Genomic DNA, 17843 nt, shown 5'->3' with positions numbered 1-17843 from the left:
TTCGCCGCCTCTTGCGCATGTAATGAAGGGTAAATAAACTTTGCCCTCCATTCCACTTCCGAGGCTTGCCCCACGCACGTGCATGCGCCCGGGCTGACCCTCGTGAAGCGCTTCCTGGCCGTTTGCCGCCCCGTGGCGCTACGTTTCGGCCCGAAGCCTATATTGCAACCGATACGATTCCAGCCCGGTCCCGTCTTCGAGCCCTTCACGCCCGAGCATGCACAACCCGTTTTTCGACCAGCCCATCCTCAACTCCCCCTACGAATATCCCACGCGGCACTGGGAGTTGACGGAGGACGGCCAGCCGACGATGAACATCATCGGACACCGCCGGCGCGTCGACCTCATCACGCCTATCCCCAAACCGAATAAGCAGAAAACCGCCCGGCAGACCGCGCTCGTCTTCGACGAGGGGAAGGGGCTTTCCTCCGAAGACCAGCAGTACAACCCGACGCCGGTCATCAACGCCCTTCGCCGCGAAGTCGACCGATGGCGCATGATCCCCGAACCGGGCAAATGGGGGGTGACCCCGGAAACGGCCCGGCTCCTCCAGCACTGGCGTTCCCACCCGTTTTCGCACATCCGACCCTTCTTCTGCCAGGTCGAAGCCATCGAGACGCTCATCTGGCTGACGGAAGTCGCACCCACGCAGGCGATCGGGAAGCAATTCCTCGAGCACCTCGACGGGGCGAACGCGATGTCCAACCCGGAGCTCATGCGCCTCGCGCTCAAGCTCGCCACGGGCGCCGGCAAAACGACCGTCATGGCCATGATCATCGCCTGGCAGACGATCAACGCTGTCCGCCGGCCCGGGAGCAAACGGTTCACCCGCGGCTTCCTGATCGTAGCGCCGGGCATTACGATCAAGGACCGACTCCGTGTCCTCCAACCCAACGATACGGACAGTTACTTCACCACCCGCGAGCTGATACCGAACGATCTTCTGCCGGATATCCTGAAGGCGAAGATCGTCATCACCAACTACCACGCGTTTAAACTCCGCGAACGGTGGAACCTCGCCGCCGGCAACCGCGCCCTCCTCCAGGGACGCGGCGAAGCCCTCGACACGCTCGAATCGGAGGGCCAGATGCTCCAGCGGGTCATGCCCGAACTGATGGGCATGAAGAACATCATGGTGATCAACGATGAGGCACATCACTGCTACCGCGAAAAGCCGGGCACGGACGACGTTCGCGAGCTGAAGGGCGACGAGAAGGATGAGGCGAAGAAAAACAACGAAGCCGCGCGGCTCTGGATCTCGGGCATCGAAGCCGTGAACCGCAAACTCGGTGTCGCGCGCGTGGTGGATCTTTCCGCGACGCCGTTTTTCCTCCGGGGCTCGGGGTATGCGGAAGGCACGCTGTTTCCGTGGACGATGTCCGACTTCTCGCTCATGGATGCCATCGAATGCGGCATCGTGAAGCTGCCTCGCGTGCCCGTGGCGGACAACATCCCGGGCAGCGACATGCCGCGCTTCCGCGAGTTGTGGAAACACATCGGCAAGAAGATGCCGAAGAAAGGCCGCGGCCAGTCGAAGGGCCTCGATCCGCTCAGCATCCCCGTGGAACTGCAGACGGCCCTCGACGCGCTCTACGGCCATTACGTAAAGACGTTCGAGAGCTGGCGGGACGCCGGCATCCGCGTCCCGCCCTGCTTTATCGTCGTCTGCAACAACACGGCGACCTCGAAGCTGGTGTACGACTACATCTCGGGGTTCGTCCGTGAAAACGACGACGGATCTTCTATCCTCGAAAACGGCCGGCTCGAACTCTTCCGCAACTTCGACCAGCACGGCAACCCGCTACCCCGCCCGCGCACGCTGCTCATCGACAGCGAACAACTCGAATCGGGCGATGCGCTCGACAACGCCTTCCGCGACGCCGCATCCGACGAGATCGATCGCTTCAAGCGGGAAATCAACCTTCGCTCGAACAACGGGGCACCAGGACAGGAGCCGTCCGACCAGGACATCCTCCGCGAGGTGATGAATACGGTGGGCAAGGAAGGCCGGCTCGGCGAGTCCATCCGCTGCGTGGTCTCGGTGTCGATGCTCACCGAGGGGTGGGACGCCAACACGGTGACGCACGTCCTGGGCGTGCGCGCTTTCGGCACCCAGCTCCTATGCGAGCAGGTGATCGGCCGGGCGCTCCGCCGGCAGTCGTATGAACTCAACGAGGAGGGCCTCTTTAACGTCGAATACGCCGACGTGCTCGGCATCCCGTTCGACTTCACGGCGAAGCCGGTCGTGGCCGGCATCGTCCCGCCGCGCGAAACGATCAACGTGACGGCCGTCCGCCCCGAGCGCGACGCGCTCGAAATCACCTTCCCCCGTGTGCTCGGCTACCGTGTGGAATTGCCGGACGAACGGCTGGAAGCGGCCTTCAACGCCGACTCAGTCCTGGAACTGACGCCCGACCTCGTCGGACCCACGATCACCAAAAACCAGGGCATCATCGGCGAGGGGGTGGACCTGAGCCTGATCCACACCCGCGACCTCCGGCATTCGACGCTCCTCTACCACCTCACCCAGCGCCTGCTCTACACGAAATGGCGCGACCCCGGTGAGGAGCCGAAGCTGTATCTCTTCGGCCAGCTCAAGCGGATCGTCAAGCAGTGGCTCGACACCTGCCTGCGGTGCACGGGCGGCACGTACCCGGCCCAGCTCATGTACCAGGAACTGGCGGACATGGCCTGCGAACGCATCACCGCCGGCATCACCCGCGCCCTGATCGGCGAGCGCCCGGTGAAGGCCGTGCTCGATCCCTACAACCCGACGGGCTCGACGGCCTTCGTGAACTTCAACACCTCGAAGCCCTCGCGCTGGCGAACGGACCCGCACCGGTGCCACGTGAACTGGGTGATCATGGACAGCGACTGGGAGGCCGAGTTCTGCCGCGTCGCCGAGGCGCACCCGCGCGTGCGGGCCTACGTGAAGAACCAGAACCTGGGCCTGGAAGTCCCCTACCGCTACGGCTCGATCATGCGGACGTACATCCCCGACTTCATCGTCGAGATCGACGACGGCCACGAGGACCCGCTCCACCTCATCGTGGAGATCAAAGGCTACCGCGGCGAGGACGCAAAGGAGAAGAAGGCGACGATGGAGGAATACTGGGTGCCCGGGGTGAACAATCTCCGCGCCTACGGCCGATGGGCGTTTGTGGAATTCACCGAGGTATTCGAGATCGAGGCCGCGTTCGCAAGGTTGGTCGACACATTGCAATTACCCGTCGCCACCCCGCCAACCCCGTAGGTCGGGTTAGGCCCCCACCAGGGGCCGTAACCCGACACATGTACCCAAACCCGACAATTTCGCCCCCGACATCACCCGACAACCATGATTTCGTAATCCGGCGACACAGCGTTCAGATACGCACCCGTTGATGCGTCGGGTTACGGCCCCTGAAGGGGGGCCTAACCCGACCTACGGGATGGCGCCACATTACACGTACATTGCCCCGATTATGGCCAAACGCAGCACCCCATCCTCCAAACAAATCGAAACCCTCACCCACACCGAGGCCTCGCGGAAGAACATCCCGACGGCCGAGTATCAGGCGGTGATGCGGCAGGAGGAGCAGCACCCGATCCGGGTGGCGTACGCGCGGCGCAACCGCGACCTCGACCCGCAGCTCGTGTGGCGGGGGAAGGACGAGCAGGACTGGTCCGACCTCGTCGTCCAGGCGCCGCCGCTGTACATCCAGGAGAAGATTCACCCCAAGGTGCTGATCGACGACCTCGTGCGGCGCTCGGGGAGTGACGAGACGGACGACCAGCTCAGCCTTTTCGCCGACTTCAACGGCCTGCCGGACGAGGGCGCGAAGACGGAGTTCTACCAGCACGACGCCAACTGGACCAACCGCATGATCCTGGGCGACAGCCTCCAGGTGATGGCCTCCCTCGCCGAACGCGAGGGGCTTCGCGGCAAGGTGCAGTGCATCTACCTCGACCCGCCGTACGGGATCAAGTTCAACTCAAACTTCCAGTGGTCGACGACAAGTCGCGATGTAAAGGATGGGAAAGCGGACCACATCACGCGTGAGCCGGAGCAGGTGAAGGCGTTCCGGGATACCTGGCGGGATGGGATCCACAGCTACCTGACGTACCTGCGGGATCGGTTGACAGTGGCGCGGGATCTCTTGACGGATTCGGGGTCGATATTTGTTCAGATTGGGGATGAAAATGTCCACCGCATCCGTGCATTGATGGATGAGGTGTTCGGAGAGGAAAACACTGTCGCGACCATCACTTTAGTCAAGACCGAGGGCTCCTCGACTAAGGAACTCAGTCAAGTGTGCGATTTCATCTTGTGGGCCTGTAAGTCGCCAGACAATGCTAAGTCCCGTATGATTTTCCGAGACAAGGCCGAGGCGGGTAAAGCGGGAGACTACAAGCTATTCAGAGATAATACTGGAGAGGTTTGCCAAACTGACATCCTGAATACAGACGACGGTATTGCACTTACTGCCACGACATCGCAGCGTCCGATGCAGGGCGGCGACTTGAAGCTGTTTGCATTCCGAGGGCGTGAGTACTCTCCCGGTAACGGTACCTACAAGACTGACGAACGTGGTCTTCTTCGACTTTCCAAGGCGAACCGTCTTTACGCCCGCGCAAACTCACTGAGATACATACGAGCGATTTCTGACTTCCCAGTAGTCCCCCTTAATAATCTTTGGACGGACATCCGATGGGGCTTTGACGCGAAGGACAAACGCTACATTGTGGAGACGCATCCAGGAGTTGTCGCACGTTGTATTTTCTTGGCCACCGACGCCGGCGACCTCGTCCTCGACCCCACCTGCGGGTCCGGCACGACCGCATATGTTGCCGAGCAGTGGGGCCGGCGGTGGATCACGATCGACACCTCCCGCGTGGCCCTCGCCCTGGCGCGTGCGCGGCTGATGGGGGCGCGGTACAGTTATTACCTGCTGGCGGATAGCAAGGAAGGCCAGCTCAAGGAAGCCGAGATCACCCGCACCCTACCCTCCGAGGCGCCCGTCCAGGGCGACATCCGGCACGGGTTTGTGTACGAGCGGGTGCCACACATCACGTTGAAGTCGATTGCGAATAACGCCGAGATCGATGTGATCTGGGAGAAGTTTCAGGCGATTCTGGAGCCACTGCGGGAGGGGTTGAACAAGGCGCTGGGGAAAAGTTGGGAGGAATGGGAGATTCCTCGCGAGGTCGGGGAAGGCTGGCTCGATGAGGTCAAGAAACTCCACGCAGCCTGGTGGAGTGCCCGGATTCGGCGGCAGCAGGAAATCGACGCCTCCATCGCCGCTAAGGCCGATTTTGAGTACCTGTACGACCGGCCGTATGAGGACAAGAAGAAAGTCCGCGTGGCCGGACCCTTCACCGTCGAGAGCCTCTCCCCGCACCGCGTGCTGGCGATGGACGAAAACGACGAGTTGATCGACGGTGTGGCCGAGGACGGGGCGGCGTATGCCGAGGGACAGGACTTCGCCTCCGTCATCCTGGAGAACCTGCGGATGGCGGGTGTCCAGCAGGCGCACAAGTCCGACAAGATCACCTTCACCTCGCTGACCCCTTGGCCGGGGCAGTACATCTGCGCGGATGGTCGGTATGTGGAGGGCGACGCCGAAAAACGCGCGGCGGTATTCATCGGTCCTGAGTTCGGCACCGTCTCCCGCCCCGATCTGGTGGCCGCGGCGCGCGAGGCCGGCGATGGCGGGTTCGATGTGCTCATCGCGTGTGCGTTTAACTACGAGGCGCACGCGTCGGAGTTCGACAAGCTGGGCCGGCTGCCCGTGCTCAAGGCGCGCATGAACGCCGACCTGCACATGGCGAGTGACCTGAAGAACACCGGCAAAGGCAACCTCTTCGTCATTTTCGGCGAGCCGGACATCGACATCGCAGAAGTCGAGGGCAACCAGATCCAGGTCCGCATCAACGGCGTGGACGTCTTCCACCCCCAGACCGGCGAGATCCGCAGCGACGGCGCCGAGGGCATCGCCTGCTGGTTCATCGACACCGATTACAACGAAGAGAGCTTCTTCGTCCGCCAAGCCTACTTCCTCGGAGCGAACGATCCGTACAAGGCACTGAAGACGACGCTAAAGGCCGAGGTGGATGAGGAGGCCTGGGCGTCGCTGAACAGTGATACGTCGAGGCCTTTCGAGAAGCCGAAGTCCGGGAGGATTGCGGTGAAGGTGATCAATCATCTGGGGGATGAGGTGATGAAGGTGTTCCCTGTCAAATAACCATTATTTATGCACAGCATCAGAGATTGCTTCCAGACTTCCTACGCTCGCCACTCCGCAACCCAGGTATATGTACACAAGTCTTTAACGCCTTACATATTTTGATCTATGAAAAAGACACCTGAGTATCTTGACGCGGATAAATCTATTCTTTTTCTCGGTTCTGGTTTTTCGAGTAGTGCTCGGAATATCCGCGGCGATTTCATGCCAACAGGTACCGACTTAAAAAGGCGACTAGCAAAGGTTTTGAATGTTAGCGAAAGCTCCTACGACCTCACAACAATAGCAAGTGAAGTTGCCAGCAATTCAGATATTAACATATATCAATTGATGTATGAGACATTCACAACTCTCTCACCATCAGAGGAACAACTAGCACTACTCACTTACCCCTGGCTACGAATATACACCACAAATTATGATGACATTATTGAGCACAGCTACAGACAACTACAAAAACCAATATATAGTTTTAGCTACGATGAAAATAAACCACGCAAAATATTCCCGGGCTCCATTATTCACCTACATGGCTCAATCAGAGATATAAATGAGGACAATGTCAATGACCATCTCATACTAAATGAACAATCATACGTTCGGCAGAGTTTTCAACACTCAGTTTGGTACGACGAATTCACAAGGGACCTTCGCTTTTGCACAAATTGCTTCTTTGTGGGATACAGTCTAGCTGATTACCACATTTCAGCTCTCTTAATGCAGGCAAATCTAATCAAACACAAGGTCTACTTCATAACCAATAAGCCCGACAATATATTTACCAATCGCACACAAGATTATGGCACAGTTCTGCCAATACAACTAGCGGGCTTTACAAAACTACTAGACCAATTACCCAAAAGAACAAAGAAACTCAATCTCAATAATCTAAAAGTATTCAAACACATAAATCCCTACAAAGACAACAAAGCGCTCTCAGATCCAACTTCAAATGAAATCGCAAATCTAATTACTTACGGCACATTTAACGAACACAGGTGCATGTCCTCTCTACCAGAACCCAAATATGTCATTCCAAGAAAAGAAAAATCCAACGAAGCGTTACTTGCATTAGAAAACGCAAAAACACTTCTAGTACACTCAAAGCTTGGAAATGGAAAGACAGTTTTTTTATACATACTAGCACACAAACTGTCCCAGCAGGGGTACATGTGTTTTCGGTGCAAGGAATCAACCGAACTACTTATCCCAGAACTTGAGTTACTAAAATCATACGAGAAAATAGCAATATTTTTTGAGTCCTATGATACAGCCATTGAAACCATTAAGACAATTGAACAACATACACCTCAAGCCAAGTATATCATTGAAGTTCGCACGGGAATTCAAGAAGTACGACTACATGAAATACATGATCGTTTTCCTACTCCCATCAGCAGGTTCGATCTCAATCAGCTATCAACAATTGAAAAGAATGATTTCATACAAGTCTTAGACAAGGCAGGATTACTAGGCAGAACAGAAAATAGGACAATTGAGGAGTGCCACGATCTCCGAGAGATTGTCGTTGCATTGTATAATAACAGAGAAATAAAAACAAAACTCGAGAAAGAAATTGAACCTCTTCTTCGGGATCGCATCACCAGCACTATTATCATATCCAGTCATATACTGCGATGGATTGGACACGACTCAAACTCAGCATTCCTCAGAGTAGTGACTGGAAATGACGCATACGCCGAAGTCGCAAAGTTCAAAGAAACAGCACTTGATATATTTATATTTTCAGAGAATGAATTCCGAGCTCAATCTGCTTTATTCTCCGAATTCATGATCGACAACTACTTCCAACCTAATGACGTCATACAAATCATCTCCTCCATGATAACTGAGGCACTTAAGAGGCGCGAAGATAGGTCATTCAGGGCAATATCAAGTAAGCTGATGCAAGTATCAGTATTAAAAAGAATACTTAAAAACCACATTGAGTCAGAATCTAGCATTCGCAGTTTATTCAACACACTTCAGAACAATAACAACGTCAACAATGAACCACTTTTCTGGCTCCAATATTCCATTCTAATGATGGATATCGGCGATCTTGGTATTGCAGAGAAGTTCATCGAAACCGCATACAATCGCGCCAGCAAGAAGCAAGGATTTAAGACCTATCAAATCGATACGCACGCATTGCGATTATTTCTTAAAGCAGAGATCATATCCCAGGAGAAACGCGTGGTACGATTCAACGACATTATTGATTTACTCGAGAAAGTTTCATCCATGACCCTTGAAGACAGCCACAGAGATTTTGCATTAAGGGTTATTGTTGACATTGAACCTTTCGTGCAGAGCAGATTATCATCATTCAATTCATTTGAAATTAACACTCTACTAATCCAGTTAAATCGACTCAACAGCAATGTTTCTCAACTACAGAGTAGGCATGCGGATTTCGAAACAAACATCGAATCACGCAATGCATTAGCAAGCGTTCAATCAGCCATATCAACACTGTCTAAACACCTCAAGTTATCACAATAGATACACTCATATTACATATAATCATCTATAGACCTATCTGTTAGAAATTATATCTAACAGATATCTAAAATTATTTATTATGACCGGTCACATATACCTCATCGATCAAAACGAAACCCTCCGCGCCCTCCCCGAGCGACCGTACAACAGCGAAAGCCTGTTGCAGGAGCTGCTGGATAATTACCCTGACCTCCTCGCCGGCGAGCAGATGGATGAGGAATCGCCGCGCCGGTGGTTGCTGGTGACCCGCGAGTACGGGGTGCCGGGAGAGGAAGATGGCTACGACCGCTGGTCCCTCGACCATCTGTTCCTGGACCAGGACGGCATCCCGACCCTCGTCGAGGTCAAGCGCAGCACCGACACCCGCATCCGCCGGGAGGTCGTCGGGCAGATGCTCGATTATGCGGCGAATGCCGTCGCCTACTGGCCGATTGAGCGGATCCGGCAGGTGTTTGCCGCCACGGCCGAACAGCGCGCGGAGGATCCGGACCGTCTGGTGTTACAGCTGCTTGGCAACGAGACAGAGGATCCTGAGGCGGTACACACCTTCTGGAGCAACGTCAAAACCAACCTCCAGGCCGGCCGCGTCCGCATGGTGTTTGTGGCCGACCTGATCCCGGTCGAACTCCGCCGCATCGTCGAGTTTCTGAATCAGCAGATGGACCCCGCCGAGGTGCTGGCCGTCGAGGTGAAGCAGTTTGTCGGAGACGGGGTGCGGACGCTGGTGCCCAAAGTCATCGGGCAGACGACCGGCGCCATGCAGAAGAAGCAGAGCGGAGCCGGCGGCAACAGCGTCTGGACCGAAGAGCGGTTTCTTCGCGAAATGGCCGAGCGGCAGGGCCGGCCGGCGGCTGAGGTCGCGAAGGCCATTTTGGAGTGGTCACGCGCCCGACAGCTTCGGATCTGGTGGGGCCGCGGGGGGCAGAACGGGTCGTTTTTCCCCATGCTCGACCACAACGGCGAGCAGAACTCGCTGGTCTCGCTGTGGACGCATTCCGGCTCCGTAGAGGTCCAGTTCCAGTACATGAAAGGCCCGTTCGCGGAGGAGGCAGCCCGCAGGGAGTTGATGCAGAAGCTCAATCAGATCCCCGGCGTCGCGTTGAGTCCGAGCCGTATTTCCATGCGCCCGAGCTTCCCGATTGCTGTGTTAACGAAGCCTGAAAATCTCGCGCGGCTGTTTGAGATCTGGGAGGAGTATCTGGAGAGGATCCGCGCGAGCTGAAGACATGTAGGGAGGGGAAATCCCTATCCGGCACACCCTGCCAGAACAATGTCACATGAGCACCTTAGCCCGGCCTCGCAGGACTTTATATTCAGGCATGACAAGGCTCTGGACACAAGTTTTGGGCTGAAAGGTAGTCGGTATGGAGTCAACGAAAACGCGGGAGGAGAAGTGTGTTAGTATGGCGGAGAGTGGTGTTTTTATTAATTAGCTTTGTCATCCCGACCGAAAGCGCCGGCGTAAGCCGGCACTGGAGCGGAGGGACCTCCTTCCGTTTGGCAAATTGCCCGGAATATGGAGGTCTCTCCACTTCCCCGCGCGTACGCGCGGGTTCGGTCGAGATGACATTTTTTGAGGGTTTCAGATACACGTTATACCTGGATCAAAGCCCATGCAATTCCGCATCGCCGACACCTTCACCGACAGCCTCGCCCGGCTGACGAATGACGAGCAGAAAGCCGTCAAGACGACGGCGTTCGACCTCCAGATGAACCCCGCGCACCCGAGCCTGCAATTCCACAAGCTCGACAGGGCGAAGGACCCGAGGTTCTGGTCGGTGCGAGTGAGTCAGGATATTCGGCTGATCATTCACCGGTCGGACGCGAGCCTGCTGCTTTGTTATGTCGACCATCACGATGAGGCGTATCGGTGGGCCGAACGCCGAAAGCTGGAGACCCACCCGAAGACCGGAGCCGCGCAGTTCGTAGAGATCCGGGAGCGGGTAGAGGAGATTCCGGTCTATGTACACGTGGCGCAGCCGGCGCCCGAAAAGCCGGCCCTGTTCGCGCACTACACTCACGAAGCACTCCTCGCTTTTGGCGTTCCGGAAGAATGGGTGGAGGATGTCCGGAGCGCGACTGAAGCCACGATTCTGGAGCTGAGCGATCATCTTCCGGCGGAGGCCGCCGAGGCGCTCCTGGAAATCGCCACGGGCGGATCGCCGCGGCCTGTCGCCGAGGCATCACCAGAGGTGGCGCCATTCGAGCACCCGGATGCGCAGCGGCGTTTCCGCGTTGTGGCCAACGTCGAAGAACTCGAGCGTGCCCTCGAATTCCCCTGGGACAAGTGGACGCTCTTCCTCCACCCATCCCAGCGCGACCTCGTCGAGCGCGACTTTTCGGGGCCGGCGCGGGTGTCCGGCACCGCCGGCACGGGGAAGACCATCGTCGCCCTCCACCGGGCGGTGCACCTGGCCCGGCAGCATCCGGAGGCCCGAGTGCTCCTCACCACCTTTTCCGACACCCTGGCCAACGCGCTGCGCGGCAAGCTGCGCCGGCTGATTCACAACGAACCCCGACTCGGCGAGCGGCTCGAGGTGCATGCGATCGACGCCATCGGTCGCCGGCTGAACGACCTGCACTTCGGCGCCATGGAGGTCGCCTCGCGCGACAAGGTGCGGAGCGTGATCCGGGAGACCGCGGCGGCTATCGACGGGCATTCCTTCTCCCTGACGTTCCTGTATAACGAGTGGGAAAATGTCGTCGACGCCTGGAGGCTGGAGACCTGGGAAGCGTACCGCGACGTACGCCGGCTGGGCCGCAAGACGCGACTTCCTGAAAGCCAGCGGCTGGTCCTCTGGTCGTTGTTCGACCGGGTCCGCCTCACGCTGGAGCGCGAGGGGCTGATGACCTATGCCCAGATGTACACCCTGCTGGCAGACCGGTACACGGCCGAGCCGAACCCTCCATTCGAATGCATCGTCGTCGACGAAGCGCAGGACGTGAGCGTAGCACAGCTCCGGTTTCTTGCGGCGATGGCCGGCGGCCGGCCCAACGCCCTCTTTTTCGCTGGCGACCTCGGGCAACGCATCTTCCAGCAGCCGTTTTCGTGGGCCTCGCTCGGCGTGGAGGTACGCGGCCGCTCGCGCACCCTGCGCATCAATTACCGCACGTCCCACCAGATCCGCCGGCAGGCCGACCTGCTGCTGAGTCCAGAGATCACCGATGTCGACGGCAACACCGAAAGCCGGCGGGGCGCCATCTCCGTCTTCAACGGCCCGCCTCCGGTAGTCGAGATGCTCGACAGCCCCGAGGCCGAGATCGAAGGGGTGAGTCAGTGGCTGGCTGAACGCGAGGATGAAGGAGTGGCCCCGCATGAGATCGGCGTGGTGGTCCGCTCGGAACGCGAGATCGCACGGGCTACCGCGGCCGTAGAGGCGGCCGGAATGCCGTATCGCGTACTCGACGACACGGTCGAGACCACTACGGGCTTTGTGTCGATCAGCACGATGCACAGGGCAAAGGGGCTGGAGTTCCGGGCTGTGGTCGTCATGGCGTGCGACGACGACGTAATCCCGTCCCAGGAACGGATCGAAACCGTGTCCGACCAGGCCGACCTCGAGGAGGTCTACCACACCGAGCGGCACCTGCTGTACGTGGCGTGCACTCGGGCGCGAGATCAACTGCTGGTGACGAGCGGCGGGCCAGCGTCGGAGTTTTTGGAAGATATGCGCGGCTAGATGAAATGTGTAGCTCACCGACAACTCCTTATCAGATCCCTTATCTTTATATCAGACACCGAGTCCAAAAGACAATCTGTTGCGACCCGCCGCCATGACCAAAACCGTTCAACTCGCTCTGGATGATGCCCATGTTTGGCTTCGCCAGCACTATGGCGAACGACTGTCACATGTTGTCCTCTATGGATCACACGCCCGCGGCGATGCGCGGCCTGACAGCGATGTGGATGTCCTGGTGGTACTAAAAGGCACCTACGATCTCTACACAGAAATTAAGCAGTTGGTCCAGCTACAGACAGACCTTTTGGACCGTTACGGCGAATTGGTTGCCTTCCAGCCCTATTCCGAAGCAGAGTACCAGCAGTTGGACGGGGCGTTCATGACGATTGTCCGAGAAGAGGGGCTGGTGTTGTGAAGCCGGAAAGCCAGGCATTATTCGCCAAAGCCAATCGCGCGCTGCGCACCGCGAAACTCTGTTTGGATGATGGAGATGCCGTTGGGTCGCTGAATCGTGCCTATTATGCGGCTTTCTACGCAGCAAGTGCTGCGCTACATCAGGCAGGAGAGATGACGAAGACACACAATGGAGCCATGAAACAGTTTCATGCACGATTCGTGGCAACCGGCGACCTGCCAGGGGAACTAGGAGGCATCTTTCGACAAGCCTACGAATTCCGTGAGCGGGCTGATTATGACGCTATGACCGTTTTCGAAGAGGCCGGCATACACCACTTGATCGAAGATGTGTCCCGATTTATTGCAGATGTCGAGCGCCTGACCAGGCAAAGGATCTGATTAGAACCCAGCACTTTCGGCCGATTTCTCCGTCACGCGATGATTAAGGTGCCTTGCTTGTCCCGACCGCGGACACTCCTATCTCGAGACCCCACACCGCGCCGTCACCGCCGCACCACGCTGCTCCCCCGGCCCGACTCTTGCACCTCCTCCCCGCATCCGCAGGTCACCCTGTGCGACGCCGCCTCTACGCCGGATCGAACGCCCGCAATGCCCTCCCGACGGGAAAATCGTTCCTGCGCCTGACGGCACGTTCTGCCTGAATCCGCGCGCCACGGCCGCAAACGGCGCCCCGACGCCGTTACGCAGCCGCCGGATCATTCGAGAACACAATTGTGATAGACTCCTGACATTTCAGCCGCATACGACCCGTATACTTTCTTCGCACTTCTCGCCCGGACGGTCCGCGCATCTCTGACGCCGCCGGCGACCAACACACTTCCCAGTGCCCTTCCCATGGCCGTACCAACGTTCCCGAGCAAAGCGCCCGGTCGTAATCCGATCGCACCCAGGACGGAGCCCTCGCCGTTTTTCGACGCCCCCGCGCCGGCCGAGCCCGAACCCGCGCACGAAGCCAGCCAGGGCGAGCAGCTGCTCAACCTGCTCTTCCGCGGCCGCTGGTTCATCTTCCTCTCGTTCGTGCTGACCCTGACGGGGACCGGCATCTATACCTATCTACAGGTACCCATCTTCCGGGCCGACAGCCTCGTGCTGGTCGACAACCGGATCGCGCCCGACCTCAAGGACGCCCTCGACACCACGCCCGGCAATCGGCGGGGCCCCGGGCGCTCCGTCGAAACCGAGATCTACGTGCTCCAGCGGTCGCTGGACGTCGCCACCCAGGTGGCCGAGCGGCTCATCGCGGCGCGCATCGACCCCGTCACTGGCCGGCCGATCAGCCTGATCGCCGGCGCCACGTCGCCGGCCCAGCTCGCCTACACCGTCCAGAACCTAGTGTCGATCCAGCGCGAACCCGTGGCCGACGTGCTCCGGATCTCGGCTGTGTCGACCGATCCGAACGAAGCCAGCCTGCTCGCCAATTTCTACGCGGAAGAACTCGTGGACCGCGCCCTCTGGCGGAGCCGGAGCCGGCTCTCGGCCACACGCGCCTTCCTCGAAAACGAGGCCAACGAGCGAAATCGCGAGCTGCGCGCGCTCGAGGAGCAGATGAAGACGTTCCTGCACGAAAACGGCGGCCTCACGATGAGCTCGGAGGCGACGGCCCTGATCGACCAGGTGTCGACGCTGGAGCAGGCGCGGACCCAGAACGAACTCGAGCTGAAGCTGAAGCGGGTGTCCGCCGAGATGCTGGCGCAGGATCTCGCCGGCATGCAGCCGAAACTCGCGCGGCACCTCGCCGACAACACGGCCGAGGAGATCAAACGCGCCCAGACGGCCATCGCCGACATCGACGCCCGGCTCGACCAGATCTACCGCCAGAACCCGGGGCTCAAGGGCTCGCCGGAGGCGGCCTCCAACCCGACCCTCGCCAGCCTGAATCGGGAGCTCACCGCCCTGCAGGACACCCTGTCGCGGCTGTCGACCTCCTACGTCGACGACGCCGGCCTCGCGCTCGAAGGCGACGGCCTCTCTACCCTCAGCCAGATCCAGCGCCAACTCGCCGACGAGCGGCAGGAAATCGCCCGCCTCGAGGCGCGCGGCCAGCTCTATCGCCGGCAGCTCGACGAATACGGCGCCACGCTGAACAGCCTGCCGGCGCAGCAGATCGCGCTCACCCAGCTCCAGCGTTCGCTCCAGACGACGGAACGCGCCTACCTCTTCCTGCGCGAAAAGCTCGAGGAGGTCCGCATCTCCGAAGAATCCGAGCAGGGCTATGCCGAAGTGATCCGTCAGGCGTTCGCCCCGCCCTTTCCGGAATATCCCGACAAGCCGCGCAACCTCATCCTCGGCGGACTGGTGGGCCTGCTGATCGGGCTCGGCCTGGCCATGCTGCACCAGCAGCGCACGCGCGGCATCATCTTTTCACCGGAAGACCTGCAACAGCGGTCCTATCCGCTCATCGGCATCATCCCCGCGATGACGCCCGAGGCGCCGCCGCCGGCGCCGGCCGGCACCACGGCCCTGCAACGCCCGAACGTCGATGCCATGCTGATCAACGGGCTGTCGCCGGCCTCCATGGTGGTCGACGCCTACCGGAAGCTGCGGTTCAACATCCTGAACACGAGCCTCGGCGAACGCATCCAGACCATCACGATCACGAGCCCGAATCCCGGCGAAGGCAAGAGCCTCACGGCGCTCAATCTCGGGATCGCGATGGCTCAGACGGGCCGGCGCACGGTCGTCGTGGACACCGACCTGCGGTGCCCGACCGTACACGCCAAACTCGGCATGGCCAACAAGCCCGGCTTTATCGAGATGATGCAGGCGCGTCACCTCCAGTTTCGGCGCGCGCTGCCCGAACAGAACAACCTGTACGTGCTGACCGCCGGCGCCAGCTACGCCAACGCCTCCGAGATCCTGGCGTCGCCGGACATGCCGGTGTTCGTCAACGAACTGAAACGGCATTTCGACATCGTCATCTTCGACACGCCGCCTTATCTGGCCGTGTCGGATGCGGTGTTTGTCTCGAGCTTCTCCGACGCCACGGTAATCGTGGCCTCGGCCGGAAAAACACGCGACTATGAGGTGCGCGAGGGGATTCGGGACTTCAGCCAGGCCGGACATCGCGTCATCGGCACGGTGCTGAACGCGTTCGATCCCTCCTCGCTCGCCGGCAACCGCGCGCGCTACCGGTATTACCGGGAGGATGCGTATTACACGCTGGACGCGGCGTGACCGTTCGGCGTGCGGAGCGGCCGATCGGTGGATGATCGGGCGGCGTCGGGATTTGGCGTCGGGTTACGGCTCCTGGGGGAGCCTAACCCGACCTACGGGCTTTGCCAATTTGTCGGTCCCGAGGGAATTCGTGGGACTGACGTGGCGGAGCCGTACCGGGAAGACGCGTCAACCCGCGATACGCCGGCATTCGCCGCCATCCTGACAACCTGCAACCTGACAACCTGCAACCTGACAACCTGCAACCTGACAACCTGCAACCTGACAACCTGCAACCTGACAACCTGCAACCATTAACCATGCACTGGCGCATCTTTTACACCGCACCACGGGCCGAAACGAAGGCGGAAGAGCGCTTGCTCGGGCAGGGCGTCGAGGTCTTTTTGCCTCGCTGCACGACCCTGCGCCGCTGGAGCGACCGAATGAAGAAGGTGACCGAACCGCTGTTTACGAGCTACCTGTTCGCACGGGTGGACGAGCGCGGGCGGATGCAGGTGTTGCAGACGCCGGGCGTCGTGCGGTGCCTCAGCTTCGGCGGCCGGCTCGCGTCGATCTCCGACGACGAGATCGAGCGACTCCGGATCACGCAGCGGGACCTCGACCGGCTGACCCTGCATCCGACCTGGGTACCGCCCATCGGCCGCGAGGTCGTCGTCAAGGCCGGCCCCTTCGAGGGGCTTCGGGGCGACGTCATCGAGCACCGGGGCCAGTGTTCGGTCATGGTGCGCGTGCATGCCATCAAGCAGGCCGTGCGCGTGCAGGTGCCGGCCGAGTATGTGCGGGAAGCCGAACTCGCCCTCTGACGGCCCTCCCCCGGCCTGACCCTTTTTACGACCACCACATCCTTTCATGACCGACCTGATCCACAAGCTTCGCGGCATCCTCACGGCCCGCGAAAAGAAACATTTTGTTGTCCTGCTCATCGCCATCGCCTTCATGGGGCTGTTCGAGATGGCCGGCATCGCCTCCATCATGCCGTTCATGCAGCTCGTCTCCCGCCCCGAGACGATCGAGCAGCAGGCCTGGCTGAAGCGCATCTACGACACCTTCGGATTCGCATCCTACCAGTCGTTCCTCATCGCCGCCGGCGTGTGCGTCCTGGGCCTGATGACGATCGCGAACGCGTTCACCGTGTTCACGCTCTGGCTACAGCACCGCTTCGCCTGGAACAGTTCGCACGCCATCGCGAACCGGCTGCTGCGCAAGTATGTGAGCCAGCCGTATACGTTTTTCCTGAAGCACAACTCGTCGGTGCTCTCGAAGCAGGTGCTGACGGAAGCAAACGACCTGGCACAGGGTGTCCTGTTGTCGGTAGCGACGCTGGTGGCGCGCACGTTTGTTACGCTCGTCATTTTTGGCCTGTTGATGGTGGTCGATCCGGTGCTGGCCCTCATCGTTCTGGGCGTTTTCGGGGCGATCTACGCCGTGGTCACATACCTCAATCGCTCCTATATCACCCGACTGGGAAAAGAACGCTTCACCGCCAACGAGCAGCGCTTTAGAGCCGCCAATGAGACGCTTGCCGGAATCAAATTGCTCAAGATAAGCGGTCGAGAATCGCACTTCCTCAACCGATTTTCCAACGCATCCAGGCGATATCCCCGCGTCGAACCGCGACGCGAGGTGGCCAACGTAGTGCCGGTCTATTTTGTTCAGACGCTAGCATTCGGGGCGATTCTCGTCCTCATCCTGTACATGCTTTCCACCAGAGGCAATCTGCAGGACGTCATTCCGATACTCGCACTCTACGCGCTGGCCGGCTACCGGCTTATGCCCTCGCTTCAACAGCTCTTTACCGCTTCCAACAGGATTCGATTTCAGCTTCCGGTGGTCAACTCCATCC

The 17843-nt window shown here is 59.2% G+C and carries 10 protein-coding genes; all 10 read left to right on the top strand.

Annotation, left to right across the window (positions count from 1 at the left end):
- The first annotated feature begins 217 nt into the window (after positions 1 to 217).
- Entirely contained in the window at positions 218 to 3253 is a 3036-nt protein-coding gene (locus tag R2834_16655; GenBank protein ID MEZ4701966.1) for a DEAD/DEAH box helicase family protein, read from the top strand.
- A gap of 178 nt (positions 3254 to 3431) precedes the next feature.
- Positions 3432 to 6224 (top strand): site-specific DNA-methyltransferase, encoded by a 2793-nt coding sequence (locus R2834_16650; GenBank protein MEZ4701965.1) that lies wholly within the window; start codon positions 3432 to 3434, stop codon positions 6222 to 6224.
- 108 nt (positions 6225 to 6332) lie between these two features.
- Positions 6333 to 8729 carry an SIR2 family protein gene (locus R2834_16645; protein ID MEZ4701964.1) on the top strand — a complete coding sequence of 799 codons (2397 nt, stop codon included), beginning with the start codon at positions 6333 to 6335 and terminating at the stop codon, positions 8727 to 8729.
- Between the two features lie 79 nt (positions 8730 to 8808).
- Positions 8809 to 9951: a hypothetical protein gene (locus R2834_16640; GenBank protein MEZ4701963.1), complete on the top strand. Its 1143-nt coding sequence runs from the start codon at positions 8809 to 8811 to the stop codon at positions 9949 to 9951.
- 391 nt (positions 9952 to 10342) lie between these two features.
- Positions 10343 to 12409, top strand: coding sequence for a 3'-5' exonuclease (locus R2834_16635; protein ID MEZ4701962.1), 2067 nt, complete (start codon positions 10343 to 10345; stop codon positions 12407 to 12409).
- A gap of 94 nt (positions 12410 to 12503) precedes the next feature.
- Positions 12504 to 12824 carry a nucleotidyltransferase domain-containing protein gene (locus tag R2834_16630; protein MEZ4701961.1) on the top strand — a complete coding sequence of 107 codons (321 nt, stop codon included), beginning with the start codon at positions 12504 to 12506 and terminating at the stop codon, positions 12822 to 12824.
- Entirely contained in the window at positions 12821 to 13204 is a 384-nt protein-coding gene (locus R2834_16625; GenBank protein ID MEZ4701960.1) for a HEPN domain-containing protein, read from the top strand. Before R2834_16630 ends, R2834_16625 begins: the two co-directional genes overlap by 4 nt.
- 456 nt (positions 13205 to 13660) lie before the next feature.
- Positions 13661 to 16000 (top strand): polysaccharide biosynthesis tyrosine autokinase, encoded by a 2340-nt coding sequence (locus R2834_16620; GenBank protein ID MEZ4701959.1) that lies wholly within the window; start codon positions 13661 to 13663, stop codon positions 15998 to 16000.
- A 299-nt stretch (positions 16001 to 16299) separates the two neighbouring features.
- Entirely contained in the window at positions 16300 to 16803 is a 504-nt protein-coding gene (locus R2834_16615) for a UpxY family transcription antiterminator (protein MEZ4701958.1), read from the top strand.
- Between the two features lie 46 nt (positions 16804 to 16849).
- Positions 16850 to 17843: ABC transporter transmembrane domain-containing protein (locus R2834_16610; GenBank protein MEZ4701957.1), on the top strand; the 994-nt coding region annotated here is incomplete at its 3' end.

It is taken from the genome of Rhodothermales bacterium (assembly GCA_041391505.1).
GTDB lineage: Bacteria > Bacteroidota > Rhodothermia > Rhodothermales > JAHQVL01 > JAWKNW01.
This window is presented reverse-complemented; position numbering and strand designations above follow the sequence as displayed.